This window comes from Mesorhizobium shangrilense (genome assembly GCF_040537815.1).
Classification (GTDB): Bacteria; Pseudomonadota; Alphaproteobacteria; order Rhizobiales; family Rhizobiaceae; genus Mesorhizobium; species Mesorhizobium shangrilense.
The window spans coordinates 2,604,781-2,629,313 of record NZ_JBEWSZ010000001.1 but is presented as its reverse complement, the minus strand read 5'-3'; the positions used below and the strand labels follow the sequence as shown (position 1 = coordinate 2,629,313).

Below are 24,533 nucleotides of genomic sequence, written 5' to 3'. Positions count from 1 at the left end.
TCAGCTGTGATAGGGATGATGTTCAGTCCTTGGCCAGCCGGTATTCACCGGTCTTCGGATCCTTGACCAGCGTTCCCATTGTACCGTTGGCGGCCTGCTTCTCGGCACGCCGCACCTTTGCCGTCACGCGATCGGCTTCCTTGACGAAGGACCGGTAGCCGAAATAGGCGGCGACGCCGACGACAGCGAAGAAAATGATCTGTGGCATGTCAAAAACTCCTCCCTCGCAAGGCCGGCAAATGCGGCCGGTCGGGTGGGTCAAGCCTCTATGCTAGACGCTTTTGTAGCTTTTTCAAAGCCCGAAGCGAGCCCACAATGCGCGCTCTTCCGCCGCATCGACCACGCCGCTCGCGGCAGCGGCGGCGATGTCTGGCGCCGAAAAGCCCTTGGCTGAGGCAAACAGGCCGAACCGGCTGAGGAAACCGCGCGGCGCCGTGACCAGCCTGAGCTGGGTTTTTGGACCGAAGCGGGTCTTCAGGACGGTGCGCATGTCGCCCAGCGCATCGACGAGGCCGAGCTCCAGCCCCTTCTTGCCGGTCCAGAACAGGCCGGTGAACAGATCGGGATCATCCTTGAGTTTCTTGCCGCGCCTGTCCTTGACCAGTTCGATGAAGGTATCGTGCACTTCGAGCTGCAGGGCCTTCAACCGCTCGACGTCTTCCTTCTTCTCCGGCTTGAACGGGTCGAGAACGGCCTTGTTCTGGCCGGCGGTGTGGACGCGGCGTTCCACGCCGATCTTCTTCATCAGCTCGGGAAAGCCGAACGAGGCCGACACGACGCCGATCGACCCGACGATCGAGGACGGATCGGCAAAGATCTCGTCGCCGGCGACCGCGATCATGTAGCCGCCCGATGCCGCCACATCCTCGACGAAGACCAGCACCTTCTTGTTCTTCTCCGTGGCCAGGTCGCGGATGCGCTTGAAGATCAGCCGCGACTGGACCGGCGAGCCGCCAGGCGAATTGATCGATATGGCGACCGCTGGCGCGTCGAAGGAAAATGCTTTTTCGATGAGCCCGGCCGTGGAGGCAAGCGACAGGTTCTGCCGGAACTGGCCTCCCGACATGATGGTGCCATGCAACCGGATGACCGGAACGGTGACGACGGTGGAGCGCCAGGATTTCGGCAGCAGGCGGTTGAAGAGGCGTTTCACGAGGTTGCAGTCTCCGGTCAATGGGTGGAAAGCATGTAGGAATTCCCCGGCTAACGGCAATGCCCCAAAAGCGTGCAGCGCCCTTGGGGTACGCGCGCAATCGGAAATCAGTCACCGAACAGCGAAGCAAGCCCGTTGTTGATCATCTCCGTCCGCTCCGCGGGGCCGTTACCCGATGCTGCATGAAGCATCAGCGGTGGACGGATCGACAGTTTGCCGCGCGCGCCGAGCGTCGCCCTGACGACAATGCGGATCGCGGCGGCCTCCGGGCGCGGGTGGACGGCCAGCATCTCGGCATCGCCGAAGCGGCCGGCCATCGCGTCGAGGATGGCGCCAAGCTGTTCGGGCCGGGCAATGACGGATAGCCCGCCGCGTGGCTTGACCACGGCCGCGGCGCTTCGAATCCAGTTGTCGAACAGCCCGTCCTCGATGACATGCGCCTCTTTTCTCAGCGCGTTGGGTGTCGCGCGATCCTCGGCGGCGTTGAACGGCGGGTTCATGATGACGAAGTCGAACGCATTGTCTCTCAAGCCAGAGGCGGAGCGGGTCCGGCCCGACAGCGCGACATCGGCCGTCAGCACCGAGGCCCTGTCGCTCAGATGCGCATTGCCTGGATGGGCAAGCGTCGTCGCGGCAAATCCAGCCATTTCGGGAGAGCGCTCGACCAGCACCGCCTCGGCGGCCTGACAGCGTGACAGCACCGCCAGGGCTGCGGCGCCGGCGCCGGCGCCGAAATCGGCGAGGCGGCCTGCGAATGACGACGGTACTGAGGCCGCCAGCATCATGGCATCCATCCCGGCGCGATGCCCGCCTTGCTTCGGCTGCACCAGCCAGAAGCGCCCGCGATGGAATGCGTCGACCGTGTGGGCCGGCATGTCCGGGGCAAGGGCGGCGGGCGACGCGGACATTACTTCTGGCGGATCTCGTTGGCGATGCCGGCATCCGTCAGGATGCGCCGCGCCGCGTCGACCTGGTCGGCGTCGACCATGACGCGTCGCGGCAGGATGCCGATCGAGCCATCGAGCACGCTCATGTTCTGGTCAGCGACGAAACAGCCGATGCCGGCATCGCGCATCAGCGATTCGACAAAGGAAATGATGACGGCGTCGTTGGTGCGGATGAGTTCTATCATCCAGCGAAACTCGCAGCTTGGCCGTCCGATGTAAACGGGCGGGCTGATTCAGGCATTTCCGACATCTCTTCACTGCCTCGCGAAGTGACGCTTCAACCGCGCGAAAACACCGACTCCATAGCCCGCGGCAAGGCAGAAGCCGGAAAGAACGCCTTGCACCAGGAAACTGCGCGGATTGAGCGATGGCGTCAGCGACGCCGCGAAGAAGAGGGTGCCGACAAGCAGGCCGACTGTCGACAACGAGGGCCACAGTCTGATGATGCAACCCTTTATCATGCGTCGACCGTAGCGCAGCTTTGGTGCCGGTCAACAAGCTGTTACAGCCACCGCGCCAATTCGCCACTTGCCGTGCCGGTGCTTGCCGCCCTAGAGTCCAAATCGGGACTAAGGGTGCCGTCGCACGCGTTTATCTAGGACGGGAGTATCTGTGGTGGGTGTCGTTCTCAACATCGAAAACGGGAAGCGGGAACCCGCCTCCATCAAGGATCTGATCGACCTGACTGCCGCCGACATGGGGCGCGTCAACGAACTGATCCTGTCCAAGGCCGGCTCCGACGTCGAGATGATCCCGGAGGTGGCCAACCATCTGATCTCGTCGGGCGGCAAGCGGCTGAGGCCGATGCTGACGCTCGCCGCCGCGCAGATGTTCGGCTATGCCGGTGAGGGCCACGTCAAGCTCGCCACGTCGGTCGAGTTCATGCACACCGCGACGTTGCTGCACGATGATGTTGTCGACGAAAGCGGCATGCGTCGTGGCAAGAAGACCGCCCGCATGATCTGGGGCAACCAGGCGAGCGTGCTGGTCGGCGATTTCCTGCTTGGACAGGCCTTTCGCATGATGGTCGATGTCGGCTCGCTGGAAGCGCTCGACATCCTTTCGAGTGCCGCCTCGATCATCGCCGAGGGCGAGGTGATGCAGCTTGCCGCCGCCAAGAATCTCGAAACCACCGAGGACGAGCATTTCGCGGTCATCAAGGCCAAGACGGCGGCACTGTTTTCGGCCGCAGCCGAAGTCGGCCCCGTCATTGCCCAGGCGACGCGCAACGACCGGGCCGCGCTGCGCTCTTATGGCATGAACCTCGGCCTTGCCTTCCAGCTGATCGACGATGCGCTGGATTACGGTGGCACCAGCAAGGACCTGGGCAAGAATGTCGGCGACGATTTCCGTGAGGGGAAAGTGACCTTGCCGGTCATCCTCGCCTATCGGCGTGGCACCAAGGCCGAGCGCACCTTCTGGAAACGCGCCATCGAGGAGAATGTCACCGATGACGCCGGACTCGAGAGGGCGATCGGCCTGATGACCCGCCACGGCGCCATAGCCGACACGATCGGGCGCGCCCGCCATTTCGGCGAGATCGCCCGTGACGCGCTGGCGCCGCTGGAAGCGACGCCGCAGAAATCGGCGCTGATCGATGTCATCGATTTCTGCATCAGCCGTGTGAACTGAACGGCGTCACTCGCAGCGGTGCCGCCTACTTCGGTTTTCCCGGCAGGACCATTGCAGCGAGCAGGCTGATCACGATGCCCGCCGCCGTGAGCCAGAAGGCGAGCTGAATACCGTCCGCGGTTGCGGTCTTCAGCGCATCACCTGTCAGCCCCCCGAGATGCCTGTTCGCGATGGCGATCAAGGTCGCCATGCCGATCGCGTTTCCAATATTGAGCGTTGTGCAGGCCATCCCCGAGGCGACGCCCTGTTCCTCATGGGCCACACCCGAAGCCGCCGCGATCCACATGGCGGTCCAGACGATGCCCTGTCCGACACCGGAGATGATCAGGCCGGGAACGAGCGACAGATAGCTGCTGTCGGCGGGCGCTCCAAGGACCATCAGCGCTGTGCCGGCCGCCCCCATGATCATACCGCCGACCAGGGTCGAGCGTGTCGAAAAGCGCGTCGCCAGACGTTCGCCAAGCTGCGTGCGAAGGGCTGCATGGTTGTCTCGGCCGCGACCAATTGCGCCACCGAAAATGACGGTGTGCTGCACTGGCTGGCCGAGCGGCGCCTGGCGCGAAACGCATTGATTGTCGAGCGCCTGACAAAGGGCGTTCGCGATGGCGACCTCAGGCCGGACACCGATCCGGAGGCCCTGGGAGATTACTACACCACACTGCTGTTTGGCCTTTCGGTGCAGGCGCGCGACGGCGTGTCGAAAGAACGGCTGCACGATCTGGTGACGGTGGCGATGCAGGCGTTGGACGCAAAGCTTATCCAGTAGCCGTGAGGTGACGACAGGGCGGCACTCAAGATTTCGGGTGCCGTCGTCTCGACAATGTGCCGCGCCGCAAATTATCTATAAAAAATGGCAAAGCGCACAGACGAGACCATCGCCGTCCGGATCAGCAAGGTGCTAGCGGACCGGATCATATCGGGCGCCATCGAGCCGGGTGCCCGTTTGCGGCAGGATCACATCGCCGAAGAATTCGAAACCAGCCATGTTCCGGTACGCGAGGCTTTCCGGCGCCTGGAGGCGCAAGGGTTGGCGGTCAGCGAACCACGCCGTGGGGTGCGTGTCGCGGCTTTCAACCTTGGCGAGGTCAAGGAAGTCGCCGAAATGCGGGCCGCACTCGAAGTGCTGGCACTGCGTCATGCCGCGCCGCATCTGACGGCAGCCATTCTCGATCTGGCGGAGGAGGCGACCAAGGCCGGCGACAAATCGCGCGACGTCCGGTCGTGGGAAGAGGCAAACCGCGCCTTTCATCGGCTGATCCTTACCCCTTGCGGCATGCCGCGCCTTCTCGCCACCATCGATGATTTGCACGCCGCAAGCGCACGCTTCCTGTTCGCCGCATGGCGCTCCGAGTGGGAGATCCGCACCGATCAGGATCATCGGGCAATCCTTGGCGCGCTCCGACAAGGCAACACCGAATCGGCGGCCGCGACGCTTGGCCGGCACGTGCAGTGGATCGGCCGCAAGCCAGTCAAGACGGCCTCTGGAACCACGCGCGAGGCTTTCGCCATCGTCGGCTAGGCCTATCGGCGCCAGTCTCCCATTCGTTGGATACTGGAATCCGCACCGCGACCCCTGGGTTTGTCTGTCCTCCAGCGCTTTCCGCCCAAGAGGGGTTGCTATCCGTCTGGATTTGTGGATTCGATAATAGATCAAAGAAAGAAATTATCTATAATTTCGACAACCAGAAGGAAGCCATCATGACCGACATCGCATTCGCGCCGCGCAGCCCGTCTTTCAGTCCGCTCCGGCTTCAGGATCGCTCCCTTGGCTGGCAGGCCGGTGCTGTTGTCCTCGGCACGCTGTTCCTGGCGCTGTCATCCTACATCGAAGTGCCGATGGTGCCGGTTCCGGTGACCATGCAGACCTTTGCCGTGACGCTCATTGGCGCGCTCTATGGCTGGCGGCTTGGCGCGGTCACCATCACCGCATGGCTTGTCGAGGGCGCCCTGGGCTTCCCGGTGCTGGCGGGCGGCGCGGGCGGTGCCCATCATTTCATTGGTGCGACTGGCGGCTATCTCTTCGCTTTTCCAATCACCGGTGCCCTCGTCGGTTGGCTGGCCGAACGCGGCTGGAACGGCAACCGGGTCGTGCTTGCCTTCGCAGCCATGCTGCTTGGCAACCTTGCCTGTCTGGCTCTCGGCACGGCATGGCTCGCCGCGATGATCGGCGCGGAAAAGGCCGTCACGTTCGGTTTCATGCCGTTCATTGTCGGCGGGGTGCTGAAGTCGGCGCTGGCCGCCGCGACGCTCAAGCTGTTTTCCGGCAACAAGGCGAAGCCGGCCAATCCCTGATTGCAACAGATGACCATAAGACTGCGTCCCCATCACCTGCTTTGCCTGCTGACCTACGTTGGCAAAGGATACAGCCCCGCCTTCACCGCCAACTACGACGTGATCGCGGGGCGCCTCAGCCGGGGCGAGGACATCCTTATCGTTTCCGGTCCTGACGATATCTGCGCTCCGTTGCTAGGCGAGCCGGAGCCGCATTGTTGGGGCGAGAGTGTCGTCGAGCGGGATCGTCTCGCGGCGCGGGATGTCGGGGATTTGCTGGCTCGGCCCATCAAGCCGGGCATCCGCATTGATCTCGACGCGCAGACATTGGCGCGGATGCGGGAGGCCTTTTCCGCGGGCCTCACGCGCAATGCTTGTCAAGGCTGCGAATGGGCTGGGCTGTGCAGCCAGGTTGCAGCCAGCTCTTATCCGGATACGCGCGTGTAGCGACTGCCTCGCAGCATGGACCCGACGTGGCCGAACAGTCGGCAAATACCTGCAATGTTTCCTGAAATCGGTACTTTCGCGCACCGCTTCCGACACTCGACGTGACCATGTTCCACAGCGTGGGGTGGCTTTTGACTTGTCTGCAGGCATTTGCCGATATTCGGGGGCGTGCGCTTCCGTCCAGTCTCCCAGGGCAACGAACACGGCAACGCCCCCTTTATCGCGGTGTTTCGTTTGCGGGAGGCGACAGATGCGGAACGGTGCGCGATCGGAAGAACGAGGCGACGCTTCGTGCCGCCACACGCATGGGCTTGCCGATCTTGAATGTCAGAGTTGTCTGTTTCCGGATGAAGCGGCCAGGCCATGCCGCCACATGGATGCAGGGCAATGATCGCCGATCTCTTCTTGTCGCAGGCGATGGCATCTGGTTTCGTGTTCGGCCTCGGGCTTAGCTTTTCACTTGGGCCCCAGAACCTCATGCTTATCCAGGCGGGCTTGACGCGCAGTCACCCGCTTGCGGTCGCGTCCACCGGTTACGCTTCTGAATTCGCGCTGGTGGCCATGGGTGTCAGCGGCTTTGGAACGCTGCTGACGCGGTATCCGACATTCTCCGACATTCTGCAGGTGGGCTGCGCCGGATTTCTCGCATGGTGGGGAGCGCGGATCCTGCAAAGGACCAGCCGGACACCCGGGACAAGGATGGTCCCAGCACATTGCAAGTCCCGGTTCCAGGCGATCGGTTCGATGCTAATCGTCACCTGGCTCAACCCGCTGGTCTGGCTTGAGGCAATGTTTCTCGTCGGCGTTCTTGCATCCAGCTACGGCAGTGAGGAACAGGCGGGGTTCGCTGGTGGGTTCCTCGCGGCTTCCGCAATCAAGTTCTATGGCTGGAGCTTGGCCGGGGTGAACCTGTCTCGCTGCTTCGACAGCCCGACCTACCTCAAATGGATGGACGCGATCACGGGCTCCGTGCTGATTTTAGCTGCCCTTCTCCTGGCTGTGAACGCCATGGCTTGAAGGTCCTTGTCTCTATGCATGTCGTTCTCCCAGACCGACGCCTGATCATCTTCTTGGAAATCTTCTTCGGTTCCATGCCCGTAGCCCGGATACGCGAGGCATCCACTGCAGAGTGGAGACTTTGACGGCGCCCGGTGCCGCCGGTGCGCCGGATCATTTGAATTCACCATCGGCGATACCAAGATCGCCGCCGGCCGCCGCTATGGCGTCGAGTGTCAGCAAGCAGCGGTGTATCCTGACTGTTGGAACTCAATAGTTTGCGTGTACTTCGAACCCGAAATTCGTCCAAACCATCGCTCCGCTCAACGATTTCCCACGCGCCAGACTTTATTAATGCCGTGGCCCGATTGTATGAAAGGCATGACCCGATTGTGAATTCGGGCCGGATTGAAGCGTGACCCCAAAAAGGCCATGCTTTGCCCGGAAAGATCGAGTCTACGGCGATCCCGCTGTTGCGGAGATGGTGCCCGGCTGAAAGGGATACGATGCGGCAAGGACGTGCGCGCTGGCTGACAGGGCTGGCAATTGTGACGGGCATGGCGATTTCGGGTCTGCCAGCCCATGCCAAGCAAGCCACCGAACCAGTCAAGATCACATCCTTCTCGGGAGCCTATCTCGCGGCCAGGATCGCCGAGGGCGACAACGATCTCGATAACGCCATTGCGTTTTACAAGCAGGCGTTGGCTTTCAATCCGAGCGATACCGGCCTGCAGCAGAGCCTGATGCTGTCGCTGATCGCTCAAGGTCGCTTCGACGAATCCCTAGTTTATGCCGACAAACTCAAGCAGGTTCCCGATGTCGAGCGGTTCTCGCGCCTCGCGCTGGCGGTCGACTCTTTCCACAAGAAGGATTTTTCCAAGGCCGAGTCATGGCTGAAGCTTTCGCTCGAATCCGACCTTGACCGGCTTATCGCCGGCGTGATGACCGGCTGGGCCAAGCAAGGCGCCGGTGATGCAACGGAAGCCATGTCTTCAATCGACAAGCTCCAGGGCCCCGACTGGTTCGGCCTCTTCAAATCCTTTCATCGCGCGCTGATCGCGGATGCGTCGGGCTTGCCCGACAGGGCCGAAGCGCTCTACACCGCGACAATGCAGGACACTGCGGCCGGCAGCGCGGCTCCCGAAACATGGATGCGCAACGCGCAGGCCTATGCCTCCTTCTTTGCCCGCAAGGGCGACAAGACCAAGGCGCTTGCGGTGCTCGACCAGGCCGAGGCGTTCTCACCCGGCAAGCTTGAGATCGCCGCCCTTCGCGACAAGATCACCAAGGGCGAGAAGGTACCGCCCTTGGTTGCCACCCCGTCGGACGGTGCCTCGGAAATCCTGCTCGATCTCGCCACCGCGCTCAATCGTGGCGGCGGCGAGCCCTTTGTCCGTCTCTATCTGCAATATGCGCTGGCGCTCAGGCCCGACAGCGACGCGGCACTTGTCCAGCTTGCCGCTGTCTCCGAGCAGCTGAAGGACGGCGAGGGGGCCATTGCCCTCTATCGCCGGATTCCGAACTCTTCGCCGCTGAAGGAAATTTCCGATCTGCAGCTCGGGCTCAACCTGGCCGATCTTGGTCGCAATGACGAGGCAATCACCCATCTGAAGGGGTTTGTCGACGCGCATCCCAACGATATGCGCGCCTATCTGGCGCTTGGCGGTGTCTATTCCTCGAAGGAAGATTTCCGCTCGGCGGCTGAGCTCTATGACAAGGCCATTGCCACGATCAAGACGCCCGTGGCCGCCAACTGGACCGTCTTCTACCAGCGTGGCATCGCCTATGAACGACTGAAGGAATGGCCGAAGGCGGAGCCGAATTTCCGCAAGGCGCTGGAACTGTTCCCCGACCAGCCGCAGGTCCTGAACTATCTCGGCTATTCCTGGGTCGACATGAACATCAATCTCAAGGAAGGCCTTGCGATGATCCAGAAGGCCGTCGACCTGCGGCCGAGCGATGGTTACATCGTCGATTCGCTGGGCTGGGCCTACTTCCGCATGGGCAGGTTTGACGATGCCGTGCGCGAAATGGAACGCGCGGTGTCGCTGAAGCCGGAAGACCCGGTTCTGAATGACCATCTGGGCGACGCCTATTGGCGCGTCGGCCGAAAGCTCGAAGCCACCTACCAGTGGAACCAGGCTCGCGATCTGAAGCCCGATCCCGACGTGCTCGCCGCCCTGCAGCAGAAGCTGTTGAAGGGCCTGCCGCCGATCGAATCCAACACGGCGCAAGAAACACCGAAGGTGAAGCCCGACCCGACGCCCACGCCGAAGGGATAGATCGGCCATCTTGATTTGCAAACGGGGCTCCTTTTGGAGCCCCGTTTTCGTTTTCAGAACAGCTTTCGGTAGACGACAAACCCCGACCGCTCGCCGATCTTGTCGTAGAGCTTCATCGCCGTGTGGTTGGTTTCATGCGTAAGCCAATACACCCGGCCGGAGCCGGCGGCCTGTGCCCGCTCGTAGACGCCGTTGACGAGCGCCCCACCGATGCCTTTGCCGCGCGACGCTTCGTTGGTGAAGAGATCCTGCAAATAACAGTTGGGCGCGATCGCCGTGGTGCTGCGGTGGAACAGGTAGTGTACGAGGCCGAGAAGTTGGCCTTCGTTCTCGGCAACCAGCGCATGAACCGGCTCATAGGCATCGAAGAAGCGCGACCACGTCATCCGCGTGATTTCGTCGGGCAGGGCCGTCTCGCCGGATCGTCCGTAAAACGCGTTGTAGCCGTCCCAAAGCGGAAGCCACTGGTCGAAATCCCTTCGAGTGACAGGACGAATGGTGATCGGGTTGGGCATGGCTGGTCTGGTCTCGCTGGCCTGATGGAGCGTCGAACAGACTGCGTCCGCTTATGATCGGCAATGGGCCAACTCACAGCAAAGCGTTCGACATTTCTTTGCTCGTCGGCAGCCAGGCCCGCGAGCCTTGCCTTGACGCCAGTGAGGCGGACATCTAGAGCGTGGTCCGAGAAGGTGCGGACGTTTCGGCTCGCAAAGGCGGTTTCGGAAAGTCCGCATCCCACCGCTCCGCGAGGCCGCAGTGACAAACAATATCCCCGCCCACATGCACCCCAGCCGCTCCTTCCAGGGGCTGATCCTGACCTTGCACAATTACTGGGCGGAATATGGTTGCGTCATCCTGCAGCCCTACGACATGGAAGTCGGCGCCGGCACGTTTCACCCGGCGACGACGCTGCGCGCGCTCGGGCCAAAGCGTTGGAATGCCGCCTATGTGCAGCCTTCGCGTCGGCCCAAGGATGGCCGCTATGGCGAGAACCCGAACCGGCTGCAGCATTACTATCAATACCAGGTAATCCTGAAGCCGAACCCACCCAACCTGCAGGAGCTTTATCTTGGCTCGCTCGCCGCGATCGGCGTCGATCCGCTGCTGCACGACATCCGCTTTGTCGAGGACGATTGGGAAAGCCCGACACTGGGCGCCTGGGGTCTCGGCTGGGAATGCTGGTGCGACGGCATGGAGGTGTCGCAGTTCACCTATTTCCAGCAGGTCTGCGGCATCGAATGCGCGCCGGTGGCGGGCGAACTGACCTACGGCCTGGAGCGGCTGGCCATGTATGTGCAGGGCGTCGACAATATCTACGACCTCAATTTCAACGGCCGCGAGGGCGCTGAAAAGGTCACCTACGGCGATGTCTTCCTGCAAGCCGAGCAGGAATATTCGCGCCACAATTTCGAATACGCCAATACCGCCATGCTGCTGCGCCATTTCGAGGACGCCGAGGCCGAATGCAAGGCGTTGCTGGCTGCCGGCGCGCCAGCATCGAATGACAATCTGCCGATGCACAGGATGGTGTTTCCTGCCTACGACCAGTGCATCAAGGCCAGCCACGTCTTCAATCTGCTCGACGCGCGCGGCGTGATTTCCGTCACCGAGCGGCAGAGCTACATCCTGCGCGTACGCAATCTGGCCAAGGCCTGCGGCGAGGCGTTTCTGCTGACGCAGGCGGGTGGGGTCGCAGCTTAGCTCTTCATCGAGAGGACAGTGAAGGCTTCCATCGTCTGCAGGGCGCGGCGAACGCCCGGCATCGCGAACGTGCCATGAACCTGTGCGGTGAAGCAGGCGCTGAGCGCCAGGATCTGCAGGAGTCTCGATGCCGTTTTCATGGTCGTTCAGCCAATGGTTCTCTGCCTGAGCGTGGGTCGCTTCAGCGCTGCGTTCGGTTCATGGAAATCTTTGACCCAAGGACGAGCGGGCCGGCATCAGCCCGACAGCACCTCGAAAACTTCCGGAAAACGGCCGAAGTCGGCGATCGATGCGCGGAAAGGGTGACAGCAGCCAGCCGAGTTGCTATGCCCCGCGCGGACCACTCTCCCGCATGAGATGACCCTATGCCCGACTTGCTTCTAGAACTTCGCTCCGAGGAAATCCCCGCGCGCATGCAGCGCAAGGCGGCGGGCGACCTGAAGAAGATGCTGACCGACGGTCTGGTCGAGGCCGGCCTGACCTATGAGGCGGCGCGCGAATACTGGACGCCGCGGCGCCTCACGCTCGATATCAGGGGCCTGAACGCGCGTTCCAAGGATATCCGTGAGGAAATCAAGGGGCCCGCCACGACGGCGCCCGAACAGGCGGTCCAGGGTTTCCTGCGCAAGGCCGGCCTGTCTTCGATCGCCGAGGCGCATGTTCATTCCGACCCGAAGAAAGGCGATTTCTACGTCGCCCACATCTCGAAGCCGGGCAGGGCGGCGGAAGACATCATCGCCGAACTGGTGCCGGGCATCATCCGTACTTTCCCCTGGCCGAAATCGATGCGCTGGGGGCCAGCCTCCGCGAAACCGGGTTCCCTGCGCTGGGTGCGGCCGCTGCAGACGATCCTCTGCACCTTCGGCCCGGAGACCGAGGAACCGGTGATCGTCGATTTCGAGATCGATGGCATTCGCGCCGGCAATGTCACCTACGGCCACCGCTTCCATGCGCCGGGCGCAATCACCGTGCGCCGTTTCGACGACTATGTCTCCAAGCTCGAGGCTGCCAAGGTCGTGCTCGATGCCGACCGCCGCAAGGAGATCATCCTCGCCGACGCCAGAAATCTCGCTTTCGCCAACGGGCTCGATCTGGTCGAGGATGAAGGCCTGCTGGAGGAAGTGTCCGGGCTCGTCGAATGGCCGGTCGTGCTGATGGGCGAATTCGAGCAGGATTTTCTGGCCATTCCGGCCGAGGTGATCCGGCTCACCATCCGCGCCAACCAGAAATGCTTCGTCACGCGGCCGCAAGGCGCGAACGAGGGCCTTTCCAACCACTTCATCCTCACCGCCAACATCGAAGCCAGCGACGGCGGCAAGGAGATCGCGCGCGGCAACGGCAAGGTGGTACGCGCACGCCTGTCCGACGCGCTCTACTTCTGGAAGACCGACCAGGGCGACCTGCCGGATCTCGACCAGTTGCAGGCATCGGCAGAAAAGTTCGGGCTTGATATGAGCAAGCCGCTCGACCAGCGCATGGCCCGCCTCGACCATCTCGGCGTGACCTTCCATGCCAAGCTTGGCACGCAAGGCGGGCGCGTGGAGCGTATTGCCCGGCTTGCCGAGGAATTGGCGCCGATCGTCGGCGCCGATGCGGTGCTGGCGCGCCGCGCAGCCGTGCTGGCCAAGGCCGATCTCACCACCGAAGTGGTCGGCGAATTTCCCGAACTGCAGGGCGCCATGGGCCGCAAATACGCGTTGCTGCAGGGTGAACATCCATCCGTGGCCGCAGCGATCGAGGAACACTACAAGCCGCAAGGCCCGTCCGACTACGTGCCAGGCGATCCGGTGTCAGGGACTGTCGCGCTCGCCGACAAACTCGATACGCTGGTCGGCTTCTGGGCCATCGACGAAAAGCCGACCGGTTCGAAGGACCCGTACGCGCTGCGGCGCGCAGCGTTGGGCGTGGTCAGGATTCTGGTCGAAAACCGCATCCAGCTGAAACTGGCTTCCGTTTTCGCCAGCGCTGCCGCGCGCTACGCAGGGGATGGTGCGGACCAGATCCGTGATCTCCTTGCTTTCTTCCACGACCGCCTGAAGGTCTACCTCCGTGACCAGGGAGCCCGCCATGATCTGATCGATGCGGTGATCACGCCGCAATCCGACGATCTCTTGCAGATCGTCCGTCGCGTGGAAGCGCTCGGCAAGTTCCTCGAGACCGAGGATGGCAGGAACCTGCTCGCTGGCACCAAGCGTGCGGCCAACATCCTGGCCGCCGAGGAGAAGAAGAAAACGCAGGTCGCCGAACATGTTGAGCCGGCGCTTCTTCGCGAAGATGCCGAGAAATCGCTGTTCGCGGCGGTGAATCAAGCTGAGAAGCAAGCCGGCGAAGCGATTCAAAACGAAGATTTTTCCGCCGCCATGCTGGCGCTTAGCGTGCTGCGTGAACCGGTTGATTCATTTTTCGAACGCGTTCTCGTGAATGATGAGGACCAGGCCGTGCGCGCCAATCGCCTGGCACTGCTCACCCGCATCCGCACGGCGACCGATCAGGTCGCGGATTTCTCCAAGATCGCTGGTTGAGAGTTCGAGACCGAAGGACCGCGTTAGCGAAACGTGGATTCCGTTTTGCTTCGCGGATCTGTGGTTCGGGCGGGATCATGCGCGGAAAACGAGCTCTAGGCTCCGAGAAAAATTTTGTTCCGGCCGGCCGTTCAAGCCGGCTTACAGTCATATGACGATGATCTCTCCGTGGCAAAAGGGACATGTTCCCCAACCCAACGGAGGCTTCCATGAATTCCGCTCACGAAATCGAAGTGACTGAAGAAACCTCGGGCACCTCCGAGGCGCTTGAATCCGCTTCCGAAACCACCGTCGATCATGCCGCCGCTGCCCTCGAGGCCGCCGACCAGTCGCACGAGCACGCGGAAGGCGACGACCACGAGGATAGCGAAGGCGAAGAAGCCGCTACCCTCTCGGACGACGACGAGGACGAGGAAGACGAACACGACGATGAAGAAGATGAAACCGAAGAGGGCGTGAAGGCCGAAGGCGATCACGCCGACGACGAGGAAGAGGACGAAGAGGCAGACGACGCCGACGAACACGTTGCCGCCTGAAATCTTCCACCTGCGGATTTCTGTCGACGGAACAGGGCGGCGTGCGAGCGTCGCCCTGTTTTGTTCGTGCCTCGGCTTCCGTCAGACCTCGGTAGTGCTGACTGTTACTTGAGTTTTCCGATGCCGGGGATGGGCGTTGGCTGTGGTGTCGCGGCACGCGTGCCCGCGGATGAAGCAACCTTCTTGTTGGACGCCATGCCGTTCGCGGGAGTTGCTGCAGCGGTTCCCGATGCCGGCATGCGGGCGGTTGCCGCCGGCGCTGGTGCGGCAGCGGTTCCTGCCGGTGCGGCGCGGGGCGCGGGCGTATCGAAGGCGCTGCCGACGACACCGCCGCGAATGATCATCGGCGCTTGCATCGGCCCATGTTTGGCCGCTGGCTGCTCGGGGAGAGCGGCCACTTTCTCATAGGTGACATCCGGCGTCGGCTCGCCGAGCGCCACGACCGAGGACTTGATGTCGGCTGCCTTGGACTGTTCAAGTGCAACGAGCTTGACGACGGACGGCGTCGAGCCTGACGGCCCAAGAACGATGAGAGACGACGCCTGTGCCGTACCGGCTATTGCCGCCAGCGACATAACGACAGAACCGATGATGTGAATACGCACGATGGTAACCCCTTGCCCAGCGAGCCGGCACCATACAGTGCGGGAATTGATGTCGGCTTGCGGGGAAACATACCATTTTAGGGATTTATGATTCGCCGACACCCGGACTTGCCCCGTGGGCACCGCCGTACTACGCACCAGCCTCCATGAGGTGATGAGAGTGGCTGAGATAATTGTCGTTGGGGAGGCGATGGAGCGGGCGCTGGCGCTGCTCGAAGGTGGCGACGTCATCGCCATACCCACCGAAACCGTCTATGGGCTCGCCGGGGATGCGACCAACGGCATTGGCGTGGCCCGCATTTTCGAGGCCAAGGGCCGCCCGCGCTTCAATCCGCTGATCGCCCATGTCGCGGATATGGCGATGGCCGAGCGCATCGCGCTGTTTGATCCGCTGTCCAGAAAGCTGGCCGAGACATTCTGGCCGGGGCCGTTGACGCTGGTGCTGCCGCAGCGGCCCGGCAACGGCATTCATCCGCTGGTCACCGCCGGGCTGGGTACGATCGCGCTGCGCATGCCCCGAGGCTTTGGCGGCGACCTTATCGCCAGGCTCGGCCGCCCGCTCGCCGCGCCAAGCGCCAATTCATCCGGCAAGATCAGCGCGACGACGGCGCAGGCCGTGTCCGACGATCTCGGCGGCAGGATCAGGCTGGTGGTCGATGGCGGCGCGACGCCCGTCGGCCTGGAATCGACGATCGTCAAGGTCGAGGGCTCGGAGGTGCGGTTGCTCAGGCCCGGTGGTATCGCGGCTGCAGAGATCGAGTCGGCCCTGGGCAAGACGCTGCTGCGCGGTACAGCAGTGGGGATCGAGGCGCCAGGCATGCTTGCCTCGCACTATGCGCCGGGTGCAGCGGTGCGGCTTAATGTTCAGACAGTGGACGCAGGTGAAGCGTTGCTGGCTTTCGGCAATCGACGCGCCGACGGTTGGGAAGGCGCTGTGGCACTCGTCAACCTGTCCGAGGCCGGTGACCTGCGCGAGGCGGCAAGCAATCTCTTTGCCTATATGCAGGATCTTGATCGCAGCGGCGCCGCGACGATCGCCGTGGAGCCGATCCCTTTCGAAGGACTGGGCGAAGCGATCAATGACAGGCTTTCGCGCGCCGCCGCCCCACGTGACAACATCGCCTCGGAGACATAGCTTTCTTCCATGACCGAGAATTTCAGAGACCTGGACCCGGCCCTGATTGAGCGCTTTGCGGCAATCGTCGGCCACAAATATGCGCTGCGCGACCAGCAGGATATCGCACCTTATCTCATGGAGCGGCGCGGCCTGTGGCATGGCAGGACCTCGCTGGTGCTGCGGCCGGGCAGTGTCGAGGAGGTCAGCCGGATCATGCGGCTGGCGACCGAGACCGGAACGCCGGTCGTGCCGCAGAGCGGCAACACCGGATTGGTCGGCGCGCAGGTGCCAGACACGTCCGGCCACGAGATCATCCTGTCGCTGTCGCGATTGAACCGCATCCGCGAGATCGATGTCCTGTCCAACACGGTGACGGTCGAGGCCGGCGTCATCCTGCAGACGCTGCAGGAGGCGGCCGATGCCGCCGACCGGCTGTTTCCACTATCGCTCGCCGCACAGGGGTCCTGCCAGATCGGCGGCAATCTGTCGTCCAATGCCGGCGGCACCGGCGTGCTGGCCTATGGCAACGCACGCGAACTCTGCCTGGGTGTCGAAGTGGTGTTGCCGACCGGTGAAGTGTTCGACGACCTGCGCAAGCTGAAGAAGGACAACACCGGCTACGACCTGAAGAACCTGTTCGTCGGCGCGGAAGGCACGCTCGGCGTCATCACCGCCGCCGTGCTCAAGCTTTTTCCAAAACCCAAGGGCCGCGAAGTGGCCTTTGTCGGCCTGTCGTCGCCCGAAGCAGCACTTTCGCTGTTCGGTATGGCAATGGACCGCGCCGGTGCCGCGCTGACCGCTTTCGAACTGATCGGCAAGCGACCATATGACTACACGCTTGCGCATGCCCAGGGCGTGACGCGGCCACTGGTCGAGGACTGGCCCTGGTATGTGTTGATGCAGATTTCTTCGGGCCGCTCGGCCGAGGATGCGAGGGGTTTGATCGAGGAGGTGCTGTCAGCCGGCCTCGAGCAGGATATCGTCGGCGATGCCGTCATCGCCGCCAGCCTTGCACAGGGCGAAGCCTTCTGGAATTTCCGCGAGGTGCTGCCGGAAGCCCAGAAGCCCGAGGGCGCGTCCATTAAGCACGACATTTCGGTTCCGATCGCGTCGATACCGCAGTTCATCGAAAAGGCCGCCGGCGCCGTGGCTTCGGTGAGCCCCGGTGCACGCGTCGTGTGCTTCGGCCATATGGGCGACGGCAACCTTCACTACAACATCTCCCGGCCGGTCGACGGCGATGATGAGGCGTTCCTCGACCTCTACCACGCGATGAACAAGGCTGTGCATGACGTGGTGCGTGGCTTCCATGGTTCGATCTCGGCGGAGCACGGCATCGGTCAGTTGAAACGGGATGAACTGATCGCCACGGCGCCGCCCATGGCGATCGATCTCATGCGCAGAGTAAAGGCGGCGTTCGATCCGGCCGGGATCATGAATCCCGGTAAGGTTATCTGATCCTTTCAAGATGTTGTGTCTGGTTGCATTCCGATAACCATCCCTGAGATCAGCAAAATTTAACCGACTTTCTTAAGCCCGGCGGTAAGGACCCGGCGCTACTGTCTCCCCACAAACGAGGTCGGAAAAACCGACCCGGAGAGAACCGGATACCGGCTCTCAGGAGAGACAGGAAGGCACAGTATGAACACCGGACTGAAGCCAGTCTGGGCGGGACGCAACATGCGCCTCGACCCATTTCGCCTGCCGCAAGTGGTGAGCTATGCCACGCGCGACGACTATGGCGACGTTACCTTCACCATCGACCATCGCGGCGCCGTTATCCGTCGCATGCTGGAGATGAGCGGCGTGCCGGCGATCATCGCTCTGCCCGCCAACGCGTTCCGCGGCGTTGCCGCCCGCGCGATGGAAGATCCCGAAGGCAATGTCACGGTGACCCTGGAACTGCTGCACAATGATCCGATGCTGTCTGTACCGCTGCTGGTCGCTGACGATCTCGACGATGTCGCCGCCGACTGGCGCGCCTGGGCCGACGCCTACCGCCTGCCGATGCTGCTGATCGAGTCCGATGGCGTTGCCCGCACTCTGGAGGAATCGCTTGGCGCCGCCATCAAGACGTTGCCGGCGCAGGATCGTCGCAAGGGACGTATTTCCACCATGCGCCGCCCGCGCTTCCTCGCCCGCCGCAGGGCAGGCGACCTGGGTCTCAGGCTGGTCATCGGTGGCCAGGAGATCATTTCGCGGGAGTGAGAAGCGGTCCGCGATAGCAGACGAAAAGCCAATCGCTTGGCTTTTCGAACTTCGAACGGTGAGGACCCGGTCCGCCTTCGGGCGGATCAAAAAGGTCCAGTGGACCTCTTGAAGGTGCCGAACGCCCGAAGGGCAAGGAGCCTGCGAAGGGCCGGGGGGAGCAATCCCCTGCCGCAGGCCGCTACACCAGCGGCTTCAGCGCCACCCACACGGCACCGCCGATCAGCCCGAGAAAGATCAGCCAGCCGACCTGGTTGTTCGACTTGAACAGCCGAAGGCATTGGTCCGCATCGTCGATATCCAGCACGGAAATCTGCCTGATCATATGGGCGCCGGCGGCGATCAATCCGGCCAGTGCCGGCACTGGCGCCTGAGCTGACGCAAAGGCGATGGCGAAGCACACCAGTGCCCCGCCATAGAGCCCGACAAGCCAGGTCTTGGTGTTGTCGCCGAACAGCCTTGCGGTCGAGCGTACGCCGACCAGGGCGTCGTCTTCCTTGTCCTGGTGGGCGTAGATCGTGTCATAGCCGATTACCCACAGGATCGAGCCGATATAGAGCATGATCGCTGGACCATCGATGTCGCCGAACTCCACAGCCCACCCCATCAGCGCGCCCCAGGAAAACGCAAGGCCGAGCACGAATTGCGGCCAATTGGTGAACCGCTTCATGAATGGATAGACGGCGACGATGGCAAGCGAACAGATGCCGAGCAGGATGGCGAAACTATTGAATTGCAGGAGAACGACGAGTCCCGCCAGCGCCTGGATTACGAGAAACAACCATGCCTTTCGGCGCGTGACCTTGCCCGACGGCAGCGGCCGTGACCGCGTCCGCTCGACCTGATTGTCGATGTCCTGGTCGACGAGGTCGTTGTAGGTGCAACCGGCGCCGCGCATGGCGATGGCGCCAATCAGGAAAAGCGCGAGATACCAGGGCGCCGGCAACAGCGACAGCAGCGGGTCGCCGGGTCGAGGATAGGCGCTCGCCGCAAGTGCTGCCGACCACCAGCAGGGCCACAGCAGCAGCTGCCAGCCGATCGGCCGATCCCATCGGGCCAACTGCGCGTAAGGCCACAGCCAGCGCGGCAAGGCCCGGTAGACCCAATGGCCACTCGGCGCGTCGGCGACACGACCCTGGGCTGCTTTCGATTGGACAGGTTCCATTGTGCTGGAGTGGCAGTGAAGGCCGAAGCCGTCAAGCGCCAAGCCTCGCCCTCAAACAAGTATCATGACGCGAAAACGTCGTGGGTCGAGAACCAGTCTTTCGCCACCTCGATAAACGCCAGCGCGGCGTTCGACAGCCGTTGGCGCGTGTCGTGCGTGAGGATGATTCTTTGCATGGGAAGCGGATCCGACAGCGGTTTGCAGATCAGCGGCAGGCCATCATAGCTTCGGTCGCCATGCGGCCTTGTGTAGCTCACCGCGACGCCGAAGCCATTGGCGACCATGCTGCGTTGGAGTTCGAACGAACTTGTCGTGATATCAGCCACGGGCGACAGGCCGCGGCTCAGGAACAGGTCGAGCATATGCTGCCAGCTCTGCGGCTGGTCCGTCGTGATCAACGGATAAGCAGCCAGGTCCGCCAGGCTGACCGCGGGACGATCCGCCAGCTGGTGCCCGGCCGGCAAGAGCGCATGCGGCCGAAGTTCGTGCAGCAGGATACGGGCGAAATGCGAGGGCAGACCGAGATCGTAGGTAAGGCCCAGATCCACGGCGGAATCGCGGATGCGTCTTCCCAGCGTCTCGAAGGTCTCGTCGCGCACGACGATCTCGACAGCCGGACAGCGTTTCGAGAAGGACCGGATAAGCGCCGGCGCGAAATAGGGCGCGAGGTCCTCGAAACATCCCAACACGAGCTCCCCGGCGACCACAGCCTCGCGTGATCCAAGACCGGCCAGCTCGTCGGCCTCGGCCAGGACCTGCTTTGCCTTGGCCACGGCGGAGCGACCGAATGAGGTCAGCGAGACGCCGCTTCCCCGCTGGCGGACGAAGAGTTTCTGGCCAAAGGCCTGCTCGACATTGTCGATCGCCACGGAAATCGAGGGCTGTGAGACATTCAACGTTCTGGCAGCGGCGGTGACGCTGCCGTGCCTGGCGACTGTAACGAGGTAGCGCAGTTGAACGAGGGTCAAATTCATAGGCTGTCACTATGTGATGTATGAGAAGTTATTATTTTACCCGATGTGAAAGGGCTGCGATAGTCGGCCATCCAACGCAGGAGAAACCAATGGCTTCCCAACATATCGATGCCCAGACAATTGCCGACTACCAACGTGACGGCGCAGTCTGCATACGCGGCGCTTTCAAGGGCTGGGTCGACACGATCGCTGCCGGCATCGAGCGCAACATGCAGAACCGCAGCGCCACCGCGTCCGACATCGCCAACGGCCGCGGCAGTTTCTTCGACGATTACTGCAACTGGGAGCGCATCCCCGAATTCGTGGAAGTCGTCAGGGAATCACCGGCTGCAGCCATTGCGGCGGCGGTGATGCAATCGCGCTCCGCCCAATTTTTCCACGATCACGTTCTGGTCAAGGAACCGGGAACGCAGAAGCCGACGCCATGGCATCAGGACATCCCCTACTACTTCGTCGACGGACGACAAACCGTCAGTTTCTGGATTCCCATCGATCCGGTGAAGGAGGCAACGCTGCGCCTGATCGCCGGCTCGCACAAATGGGACAAGATGATCCTGCCGGTGCGCTGGCTCGACGACAGTAATTTCTATGCCGGAGAGAGCGATTATCTGCCGGTACCCGATCCCGACAACGATCCGACCCTGAAGGTTCTCGAGTGGGAAATGGAACCGGGCGACGCTATCCTGTTCGACTTCAGGACCGCGCATGGCGCGCGCGGCAACATGACGCCGGCACGGCGCAGGGCGCTCTCGCTTCGGTGGGTCGGCGACGACGCGCGCTATGTCGAGCGGCCCGGCCGCACATCCCCTCCCTATCCTGGCCATGACATGAAGCCCGGCCAGAAGCTGCGTGAGGACTGGTTTCCGGTCGTCTTCCAGAGCTGATGATGGCCGCCAGGGGTACGCATCAGGACGCCCAAGGGCGACCTGATGGCGACAATGTTCCGGTGCGCAATCGCAACGAAAGTCGCCAAATGTCTTGACCCGTCGGCGAACGGGCAATAGCGCAGTCTCGTTGTCGAACGGCAAAGGGATAATGGCATGCGCGTTTTGTTGATCGGCTCCGGCGGCCGCGAACATGCCCTGGCCTGGAAGATCGCGGCATCGCCGTTGCTGACCAAGCTTTACGCCATGCCGGGCAATCCCGGCATCGGCCGCGAAGCCGAACTGGTGAAGCTCGACATTGCCAATCACGCGGCCATCACGGCCTTCTGCAAGGACAAGGCGATCGACCTTGTCGTCGTCGGGCCGGAAGGGCCGCTGGTCGCCGGCATTGCCGATGACCTGCGCGCTCAAGATATACGAGTCTTCGGCCCATCCAAGGCTGCGGCGCGGCTGGAAGGATCGAAGGGTTTCACCAAGGATCTCTGCGCCAGATACAACATTCCGACCGCCGCCTATGGGCGTTTCAGCGATCTCGCCTTGGCTCAGGCCTATGTCGAAAAGATGGGTGCGCCGATCGTCATCAAGGCCGATGGTCTCGCCGCCGGCAAGGGCGTCACCGTGGCCATGACAATCGACGAAGCGCGGGCAGCACTCGCGGCCTGTTTCGATGGCTCCTTCGGAACCGCCGGCGCCGAAGTGGTGGTCGAGGAATTCATGACCGGTGAGGAGGCGAGTTTCTTCTGCCTTTGCGACGGCGTCACCGCGCTGCCCTTCGGCACCGCGCAGGACCACAAACGGGTCGCTGACGGCGACACCGGTCCCAACACTGGCGGCATGGGCGCCTATTCGCCCGCCCCGGTGATGACGCCGGAGATGATCGACCGCACGATGCGGGAAATCATCGAGCCGACAATGCGCGGCATGGCCGAGCTCGGGGCACCGTTTTCCGGCGTGCTCTTTGCCGGGTTGATGATCACCGACAACGGGCCGAAGCTGATCGAATACAACACCCGTTTCGGCGATCCCGAATGCCAGGTGCTGATGATGCGGCTGAAGGATGACCTGCTGGTTCTGCTCAACGCTTCCGCCGACGGCCAGCTCGCGCATATGTCGGTGCGCTGGCGCGACGAGGCCGCGCTCACCGTGGTGCTGGCCGCCAGAGGCTACCCCGCCGCTCCGGAAAAGGGATCGGTTATCCGCGGTGTCGAAGAAGCGGCCAAGGACGGCGTCCAGATCTTTCATGCCGGCACGGCGATCAACAGCGGTGCACTCGTCGCCAATGGCGGCCGCGTGCTCAATGTCACGGCGACCGGCAAGACTGTCGGCGAGGCGCAGAAGAAGGCCTATGCCGCCATCGACGAGATCGACTGGCCGCAAGGGTTCTGCCGTCGCGACATTGGCTGGCAGGCCATCGCACGGGAACAGACCGGCTGAGGCCGTTTCGCCAACCTCGTTCCAGCCTGCCCAGGTAGCAGCTTAACGAAGACCGTGGTCGAAACCGATCGAGCCGGTGGCGAGAGGGTCGATGTCGGGCTTGGGTGCGACCCGTTCATTGAAGGCGAAGCGTTTTCCGTTCCGCATCCAGGCAACATAGTCGGCAATGCCCCGCTGTTGGCGTGGCACGGTCTTGACCGCCGGCATATGGAAACCGTCGCGGAATGAGGCCCACCGAGTACCGAGCGTAGCGACGAGTTCGCTGAAAGTGGGCGGCGCCGCTACATTGGCATAGGTGATGGCGACATTGCCCTTGAGGGCCGCCTCGCGCGGAATAGGCACGGGTATGCTGGCGAGATAATCCACGGGAACGTCGATCAAACCGCCGAACGGCCATAGTTCGCGCAGTTTTGGCGCATCCATCGCGGCAACATTGACGTCGATGTCGTTGGGCGTGCCCGCAACCCTGTAGGGACATCGAAGCTTGCCGCAATTGGCTTGCGCCGAGAACTGCCACAATGCGTAGCGGTTCCAGTTGCCCATGGGGAAATGCGCGTCGATGGCGGGTTTATAGCGGGCGTACCAGAGCGGCAGACGCGACAGAAGCTGGTATTTGTAGCTGTTGTCAGCGATGTGCTGGGCGGTCCTGCCGTTGACGTAGAGGATGGGAAACCGGCCGAGCCGCCGATGCACCTGGCGGACAAACTCCTCGGCGTCTTCCAGAGACATCCATTGCGTGGGGTCGTTGTCCTCAAGGTCGAGGGCCAGCAGATCATCCGGCCCCGGTTCGGCGAAATCGATGAAATTATTGGCCTGGTCGACCGGATTGCCGGGGCGGGCGAGGTGATAGGCGCCCCATTTCAGGCCAAGTGCCTTGGCCACGACCTTGCGTGTCTGGAACAGTTCGCGCGTGACGGCATAGCGTCTCCACAACGCCTTGCAGAGCTGCACCTCGGTGTCCTTGCCGAAGCAGAAATAGGGCGGCGGCATGCCGTCCGACGCCTTGTTGATGAAGCCGACGATCCGCTTGTCGGTGGCAAGTTGCGCCCAGTCGATGGAATTGTATTCGTAGGCGTCGATGACCAGCGCGCGGTCGGCGTCCTTCCAGGGCTCGGAGAAGTCCGAGGCCTTTGCGGTTGGCGTGAATGCCATCGCGGCGGCGATGGCCAGAAGCGCCAGGCGATGAAGGGCGTGCGCCGGCATTTCGGACAGACTATCCCCGTTGATCGAAGATCGATCCTGAACCGTCATGGTTAACGAAATGCTTTAGGGTGATCAATGCCGACGCCGGGAGGTGTCCGGCTTTCGAGCGCCAAATGGTGCGACGACTTATCGGCGGTTGAAAGGCTGGATTTCGAACGGGTCGGGCGCCGGCGCCTGCGGTAGCGTCCCCTCGGCCTCGCGTTTGCGATAGTGCGCAAGCGAGCATCGCGGCGAGCACAATATGCCGCGATCCGACCAGTAGGCCGCACCATTCTCGATCTTGCCTTGATGGTAGGAAAAACCATCGGCCCGGTAGGGCAGTCCGCATTCGATGCAGCGATAGGCGTCCGGTCTGGCAAGCATGGCGGGTTCCGATCTGTTCGTGTCGAGCGCCTGTCGAATTTGTCGGGCACTTGCCGAATTTAGCGCCTGTCTCGAAGTTTGCAAAATCTGCGT

27 protein-coding genes and 1 pseudogene are annotated in these 24,533 nt (G+C 62.5%); 15 read left to right on the top strand and 13 right to left on the bottom strand.

Annotated features, from left to right (window positions below):
• Positions 1 to 22: 22 nt before the first annotated feature.
• From ABVQ20_RS13185 to ABVQ20_RS13165, 5 genes and pseudogenes are all read right to left on the bottom strand, one after another.
• A complete protein-coding gene (locus tag ABVQ20_RS13185) occupies positions 23 to 208 on the bottom strand; it encodes a hypothetical protein (RefSeq protein ID WP_227348555.1) in 186 nt (61 codons plus the stop codon).
• Between the two features lie 84 nt (positions 209 to 292).
• Positions 293 to 1,153, bottom strand: a complete 861-nt coding sequence (locus ABVQ20_RS13180) for a S49 family peptidase (protein ID WP_354459933.1) — start codon at positions 1,151 to 1,153, stop codon at positions 293 to 295.
• Positions 1,154 to 1,260: 107 nt separating this feature from the next.
• Positions 1,261 to 2,061, bottom strand: coding sequence for a tRNA1(Val) (adenine(37)-N6)-methyltransferase (locus tag ABVQ20_RS13175; RefSeq protein WP_354459932.1), 801 nt, complete (start codon positions 2,059 to 2,061; stop codon positions 1,261 to 1,263).
• Complete coding sequence (locus ABVQ20_RS13170; RefSeq protein WP_354459931.1) at positions 2,061 to 2,285, bottom strand: putative signal transducing protein; 225 nt, start codon at positions 2,283 to 2,285, stop codon at positions 2,061 to 2,063. The genes ABVQ20_RS13175 and ABVQ20_RS13170 overlap by 1 nt, the downstream gene beginning before the upstream one ends.
• A gap of 96 nt (positions 2,286 to 2,381) precedes the next feature.
• Positions 2,382 to 2,561: pseudogene (locus ABVQ20_RS13165) on the bottom strand (alpha/beta-hydrolase N-terminal domain-containing protein); the annotation flags it as partial.
• Positions 2,562 to 2,715: 154 nt separating this feature from the next.
• Between ABVQ20_RS13165 and ABVQ20_RS13160 the strand changes: the two are divergent.
• On the top strand, positions 2,716 to 3,732 hold the full coding sequence (locus ABVQ20_RS13160; RefSeq protein ID WP_227348550.1) for a polyprenyl synthetase family protein: 1,017 nt from the start codon (positions 2,716 to 2,718) through the stop codon (positions 3,730 to 3,732).
• Between the two features lie 25 nt (positions 3,733 to 3,757).
• Here ABVQ20_RS13160 and ABVQ20_RS13155 read toward each other — a convergent pair whose 3' ends face one another.
• Positions 3,758 to 4,267, bottom strand: a complete 510-nt coding sequence (locus tag ABVQ20_RS13155) for an MFS transporter (RefSeq protein WP_354459930.1) — start codon at positions 4,265 to 4,267, stop codon at positions 3,758 to 3,760.
• Here ABVQ20_RS13155 and ABVQ20_RS13150 point away from each other — a divergent pair.
• The 6 genes from ABVQ20_RS13150 (at position 4,214) to ABVQ20_RS13125 (ending at position 9,728) form a co-directional block, all read left to right on the top strand.
• Positions 4,214 to 4,498: a hypothetical protein gene (locus ABVQ20_RS13150; RefSeq protein WP_354462266.1), complete on the top strand. Its 285-nt coding sequence runs from the start codon at positions 4,214 to 4,216 to the stop codon at positions 4,496 to 4,498. The two genes, ABVQ20_RS13155 and ABVQ20_RS13150, sit on opposite strands and share 54 nt — an antisense overlap.
• Positions 4,499 to 4,582: 84 nt before the next feature.
• Complete coding sequence (locus ABVQ20_RS13145) at positions 4,583 to 5,251, top strand: GntR family transcriptional regulator (RefSeq protein WP_354459929.1); 669 nt, start codon at positions 4,583 to 4,585, stop codon at positions 5,249 to 5,251.
• Between the two features lie 179 nt (positions 5,252 to 5,430).
• Positions 5,431 to 6,024: a biotin transporter BioY gene (locus tag ABVQ20_RS13140; RefSeq protein WP_354459928.1), complete on the top strand. Its 594-nt coding sequence runs from the start codon at positions 5,431 to 5,433 to the stop codon at positions 6,022 to 6,024.
• A 9-nt stretch (positions 6,025 to 6,033) separates the two neighbouring features.
• On the top strand, positions 6,034 to 6,450 hold the full coding sequence (locus tag ABVQ20_RS13135) for a DUF1284 domain-containing protein (RefSeq protein WP_354459927.1): 417 nt from the start codon (positions 6,034 to 6,036) through the stop codon (positions 6,448 to 6,450).
• A 387-nt stretch (positions 6,451 to 6,837) separates the two neighbouring features.
• Entirely contained in the window at positions 6,838 to 7,467 is a 630-nt protein-coding gene (locus ABVQ20_RS13130; RefSeq protein WP_354459926.1) for a LysE/ArgO family amino acid transporter, read from the top strand.
• 485 nt (positions 7,468 to 7,952) lie between these two features.
• Entirely contained in the window at positions 7,953 to 9,728 is a 1,776-nt protein-coding gene (locus tag ABVQ20_RS13125; RefSeq protein ID WP_354459925.1) for a tetratricopeptide repeat protein, read from the top strand.
• Positions 9,729 to 9,781: 53 nt separating this feature from the next.
• On the opposite strand, the gene ABVQ20_RS13120 is transcribed toward ABVQ20_RS13125, so the two are convergent.
• Positions 9,782 to 10,243, bottom strand: a complete 462-nt coding sequence (locus tag ABVQ20_RS13120) for a GNAT family N-acetyltransferase (RefSeq protein ID WP_354459924.1) — start codon at positions 10,241 to 10,243, stop codon at positions 9,782 to 9,784.
• 241 nt (positions 10,244 to 10,484) lie between these two features.
• Between ABVQ20_RS13120 and ABVQ20_RS13115 the strand changes: the two genes are divergently transcribed.
• On the top strand, positions 10,485 to 11,429 hold the full coding sequence (locus ABVQ20_RS13115) for a glycine--tRNA ligase subunit alpha (protein ID WP_354459923.1): 945 nt from the start codon (positions 10,485 to 10,487) through the stop codon (positions 11,427 to 11,429).
• On the opposite strand, the gene ABVQ20_RS13110 is transcribed toward ABVQ20_RS13115, so the two are convergent.
• Positions 11,426 to 11,569 carry a hypothetical protein gene (locus ABVQ20_RS13110; protein ID WP_354459922.1) on the bottom strand — a complete coding sequence of 48 codons (144 nt, stop codon included), beginning with the start codon at positions 11,567 to 11,569 and terminating at the stop codon, positions 11,426 to 11,428. The genes ABVQ20_RS13115 and ABVQ20_RS13110 overlap by 4 nt on opposite strands.
• A gap of 225 nt (positions 11,570 to 11,794) precedes the next feature.
• Between ABVQ20_RS13110 and glyS the strand changes: the two genes are divergently transcribed.
• Positions 11,795 to 13,951, top strand: coding sequence for a glycine--tRNA ligase subunit beta (gene glyS / locus ABVQ20_RS13105; protein WP_354459920.1), 2,157 nt, complete (start codon positions 11,795 to 11,797; stop codon positions 13,949 to 13,951).
• Between the two features lie 209 nt (positions 13,952 to 14,160).
• The gene (locus tag ABVQ20_RS13100; RefSeq protein ID WP_354459919.1) at positions 14,161 to 14,487 is read left to right on the top strand and encodes an ATPase; all 327 of its coding nucleotides are present in this window, start codon (positions 14,161 to 14,163) and stop codon (positions 14,485 to 14,487) included.
• A 104-nt stretch (positions 14,488 to 14,591) separates the two neighbouring features.
• On the opposite strand, the gene ABVQ20_RS13095 is transcribed toward ABVQ20_RS13100, so the two are convergent.
• Positions 14,592 to 15,092 carry a hypothetical protein gene (locus ABVQ20_RS13095; protein WP_354459918.1) on the bottom strand — a complete coding sequence of 167 codons (501 nt, stop codon included), beginning with the start codon at positions 15,090 to 15,092 and terminating at the stop codon, positions 14,592 to 14,594.
• A gap of 160 nt (positions 15,093 to 15,252) precedes the next feature.
• Here ABVQ20_RS13095 and ABVQ20_RS13090 point away from each other — a divergent pair, with 160 nt between their 5' ends.
• The 3 genes from ABVQ20_RS13090 to ABVQ20_RS13080 all read left to right on the top strand — a co-directional run bounded on the left by ABVQ20_RS13090 (position 15,253) and on the right by ABVQ20_RS13080 (position 18,417).
• Entirely contained in the window at positions 15,253 to 16,227 is a 975-nt protein-coding gene (locus tag ABVQ20_RS13090; RefSeq protein WP_354459917.1) for an L-threonylcarbamoyladenylate synthase, read from the top strand.
• Positions 16,228 to 16,236: 9 nt separating this feature from the next.
• Complete coding sequence (locus tag ABVQ20_RS13085) at positions 16,237 to 17,667, top strand: FAD-binding oxidoreductase (protein WP_354459916.1); 1,431 nt, start codon at positions 16,237 to 16,239, stop codon at positions 17,665 to 17,667.
• Between the two features lie 183 nt (positions 17,668 to 17,850).
• Positions 17,851 to 18,417, top strand: coding sequence for a DUF6101 family protein (locus tag ABVQ20_RS13080; RefSeq protein WP_354459915.1), 567 nt, complete (start codon positions 17,851 to 17,853; stop codon positions 18,415 to 18,417).
• A 181-nt stretch (positions 18,418 to 18,598) separates the two neighbouring features.
• Here ABVQ20_RS13080 and ubiA read toward each other — a convergent pair whose 3' ends face one another.
• Complete coding sequence (gene ubiA / locus ABVQ20_RS13075; protein ID WP_354462172.1) at positions 18,599 to 19,582, bottom strand: 4-hydroxybenzoate octaprenyltransferase; 984 nt, start codon at positions 19,580 to 19,582, stop codon at positions 18,599 to 18,601.
• Between the two features lie 62 nt (positions 19,583 to 19,644).
• Positions 19,645 to 20,556, bottom strand: coding sequence for a LysR family transcriptional regulator (locus ABVQ20_RS13070; protein WP_354459914.1), 912 nt, complete (start codon positions 20,554 to 20,556; stop codon positions 19,645 to 19,647).
• Between the two features lie 89 nt (positions 20,557 to 20,645).
• Here ABVQ20_RS13070 and ABVQ20_RS13065 point away from each other — a divergent pair, with 89 nt between their 5' ends.
• Positions 20,646 to 21,440, top strand: a complete 795-nt coding sequence (locus ABVQ20_RS13065) for a phytanoyl-CoA dioxygenase family protein (protein WP_354459913.1) — start codon at positions 20,646 to 20,648, stop codon at positions 21,438 to 21,440.
• Between the two features lie 156 nt (positions 21,441 to 21,596).
• Entirely contained in the window at positions 21,597 to 22,874 is a 1,278-nt protein-coding gene (gene purD, locus ABVQ20_RS13060; RefSeq protein WP_354459912.1) for a phosphoribosylamine--glycine ligase, read from the top strand.
• A gap of 42 nt (positions 22,875 to 22,916) precedes the next feature.
• Here the strand turns inward: purD and ABVQ20_RS13055 are convergent, their stop codons facing one another.
• A complete protein-coding gene (locus ABVQ20_RS13055) occupies positions 22,917 to 24,077 on the bottom strand; it encodes a glycoside hydrolase family 25 protein (RefSeq protein ID WP_435528339.1) in 1,161 nt (386 codons plus the stop codon).
• 126 nt (positions 24,078 to 24,203) lie between these two features.
• Positions 24,204 to 24,440, bottom strand: a complete 237-nt coding sequence (locus ABVQ20_RS13050) for a hypothetical protein (protein ID WP_354459911.1) — start codon at positions 24,438 to 24,440, stop codon at positions 24,204 to 24,206.
• Positions 24,441 to 24,533 lie beyond the last annotated feature (93 nt).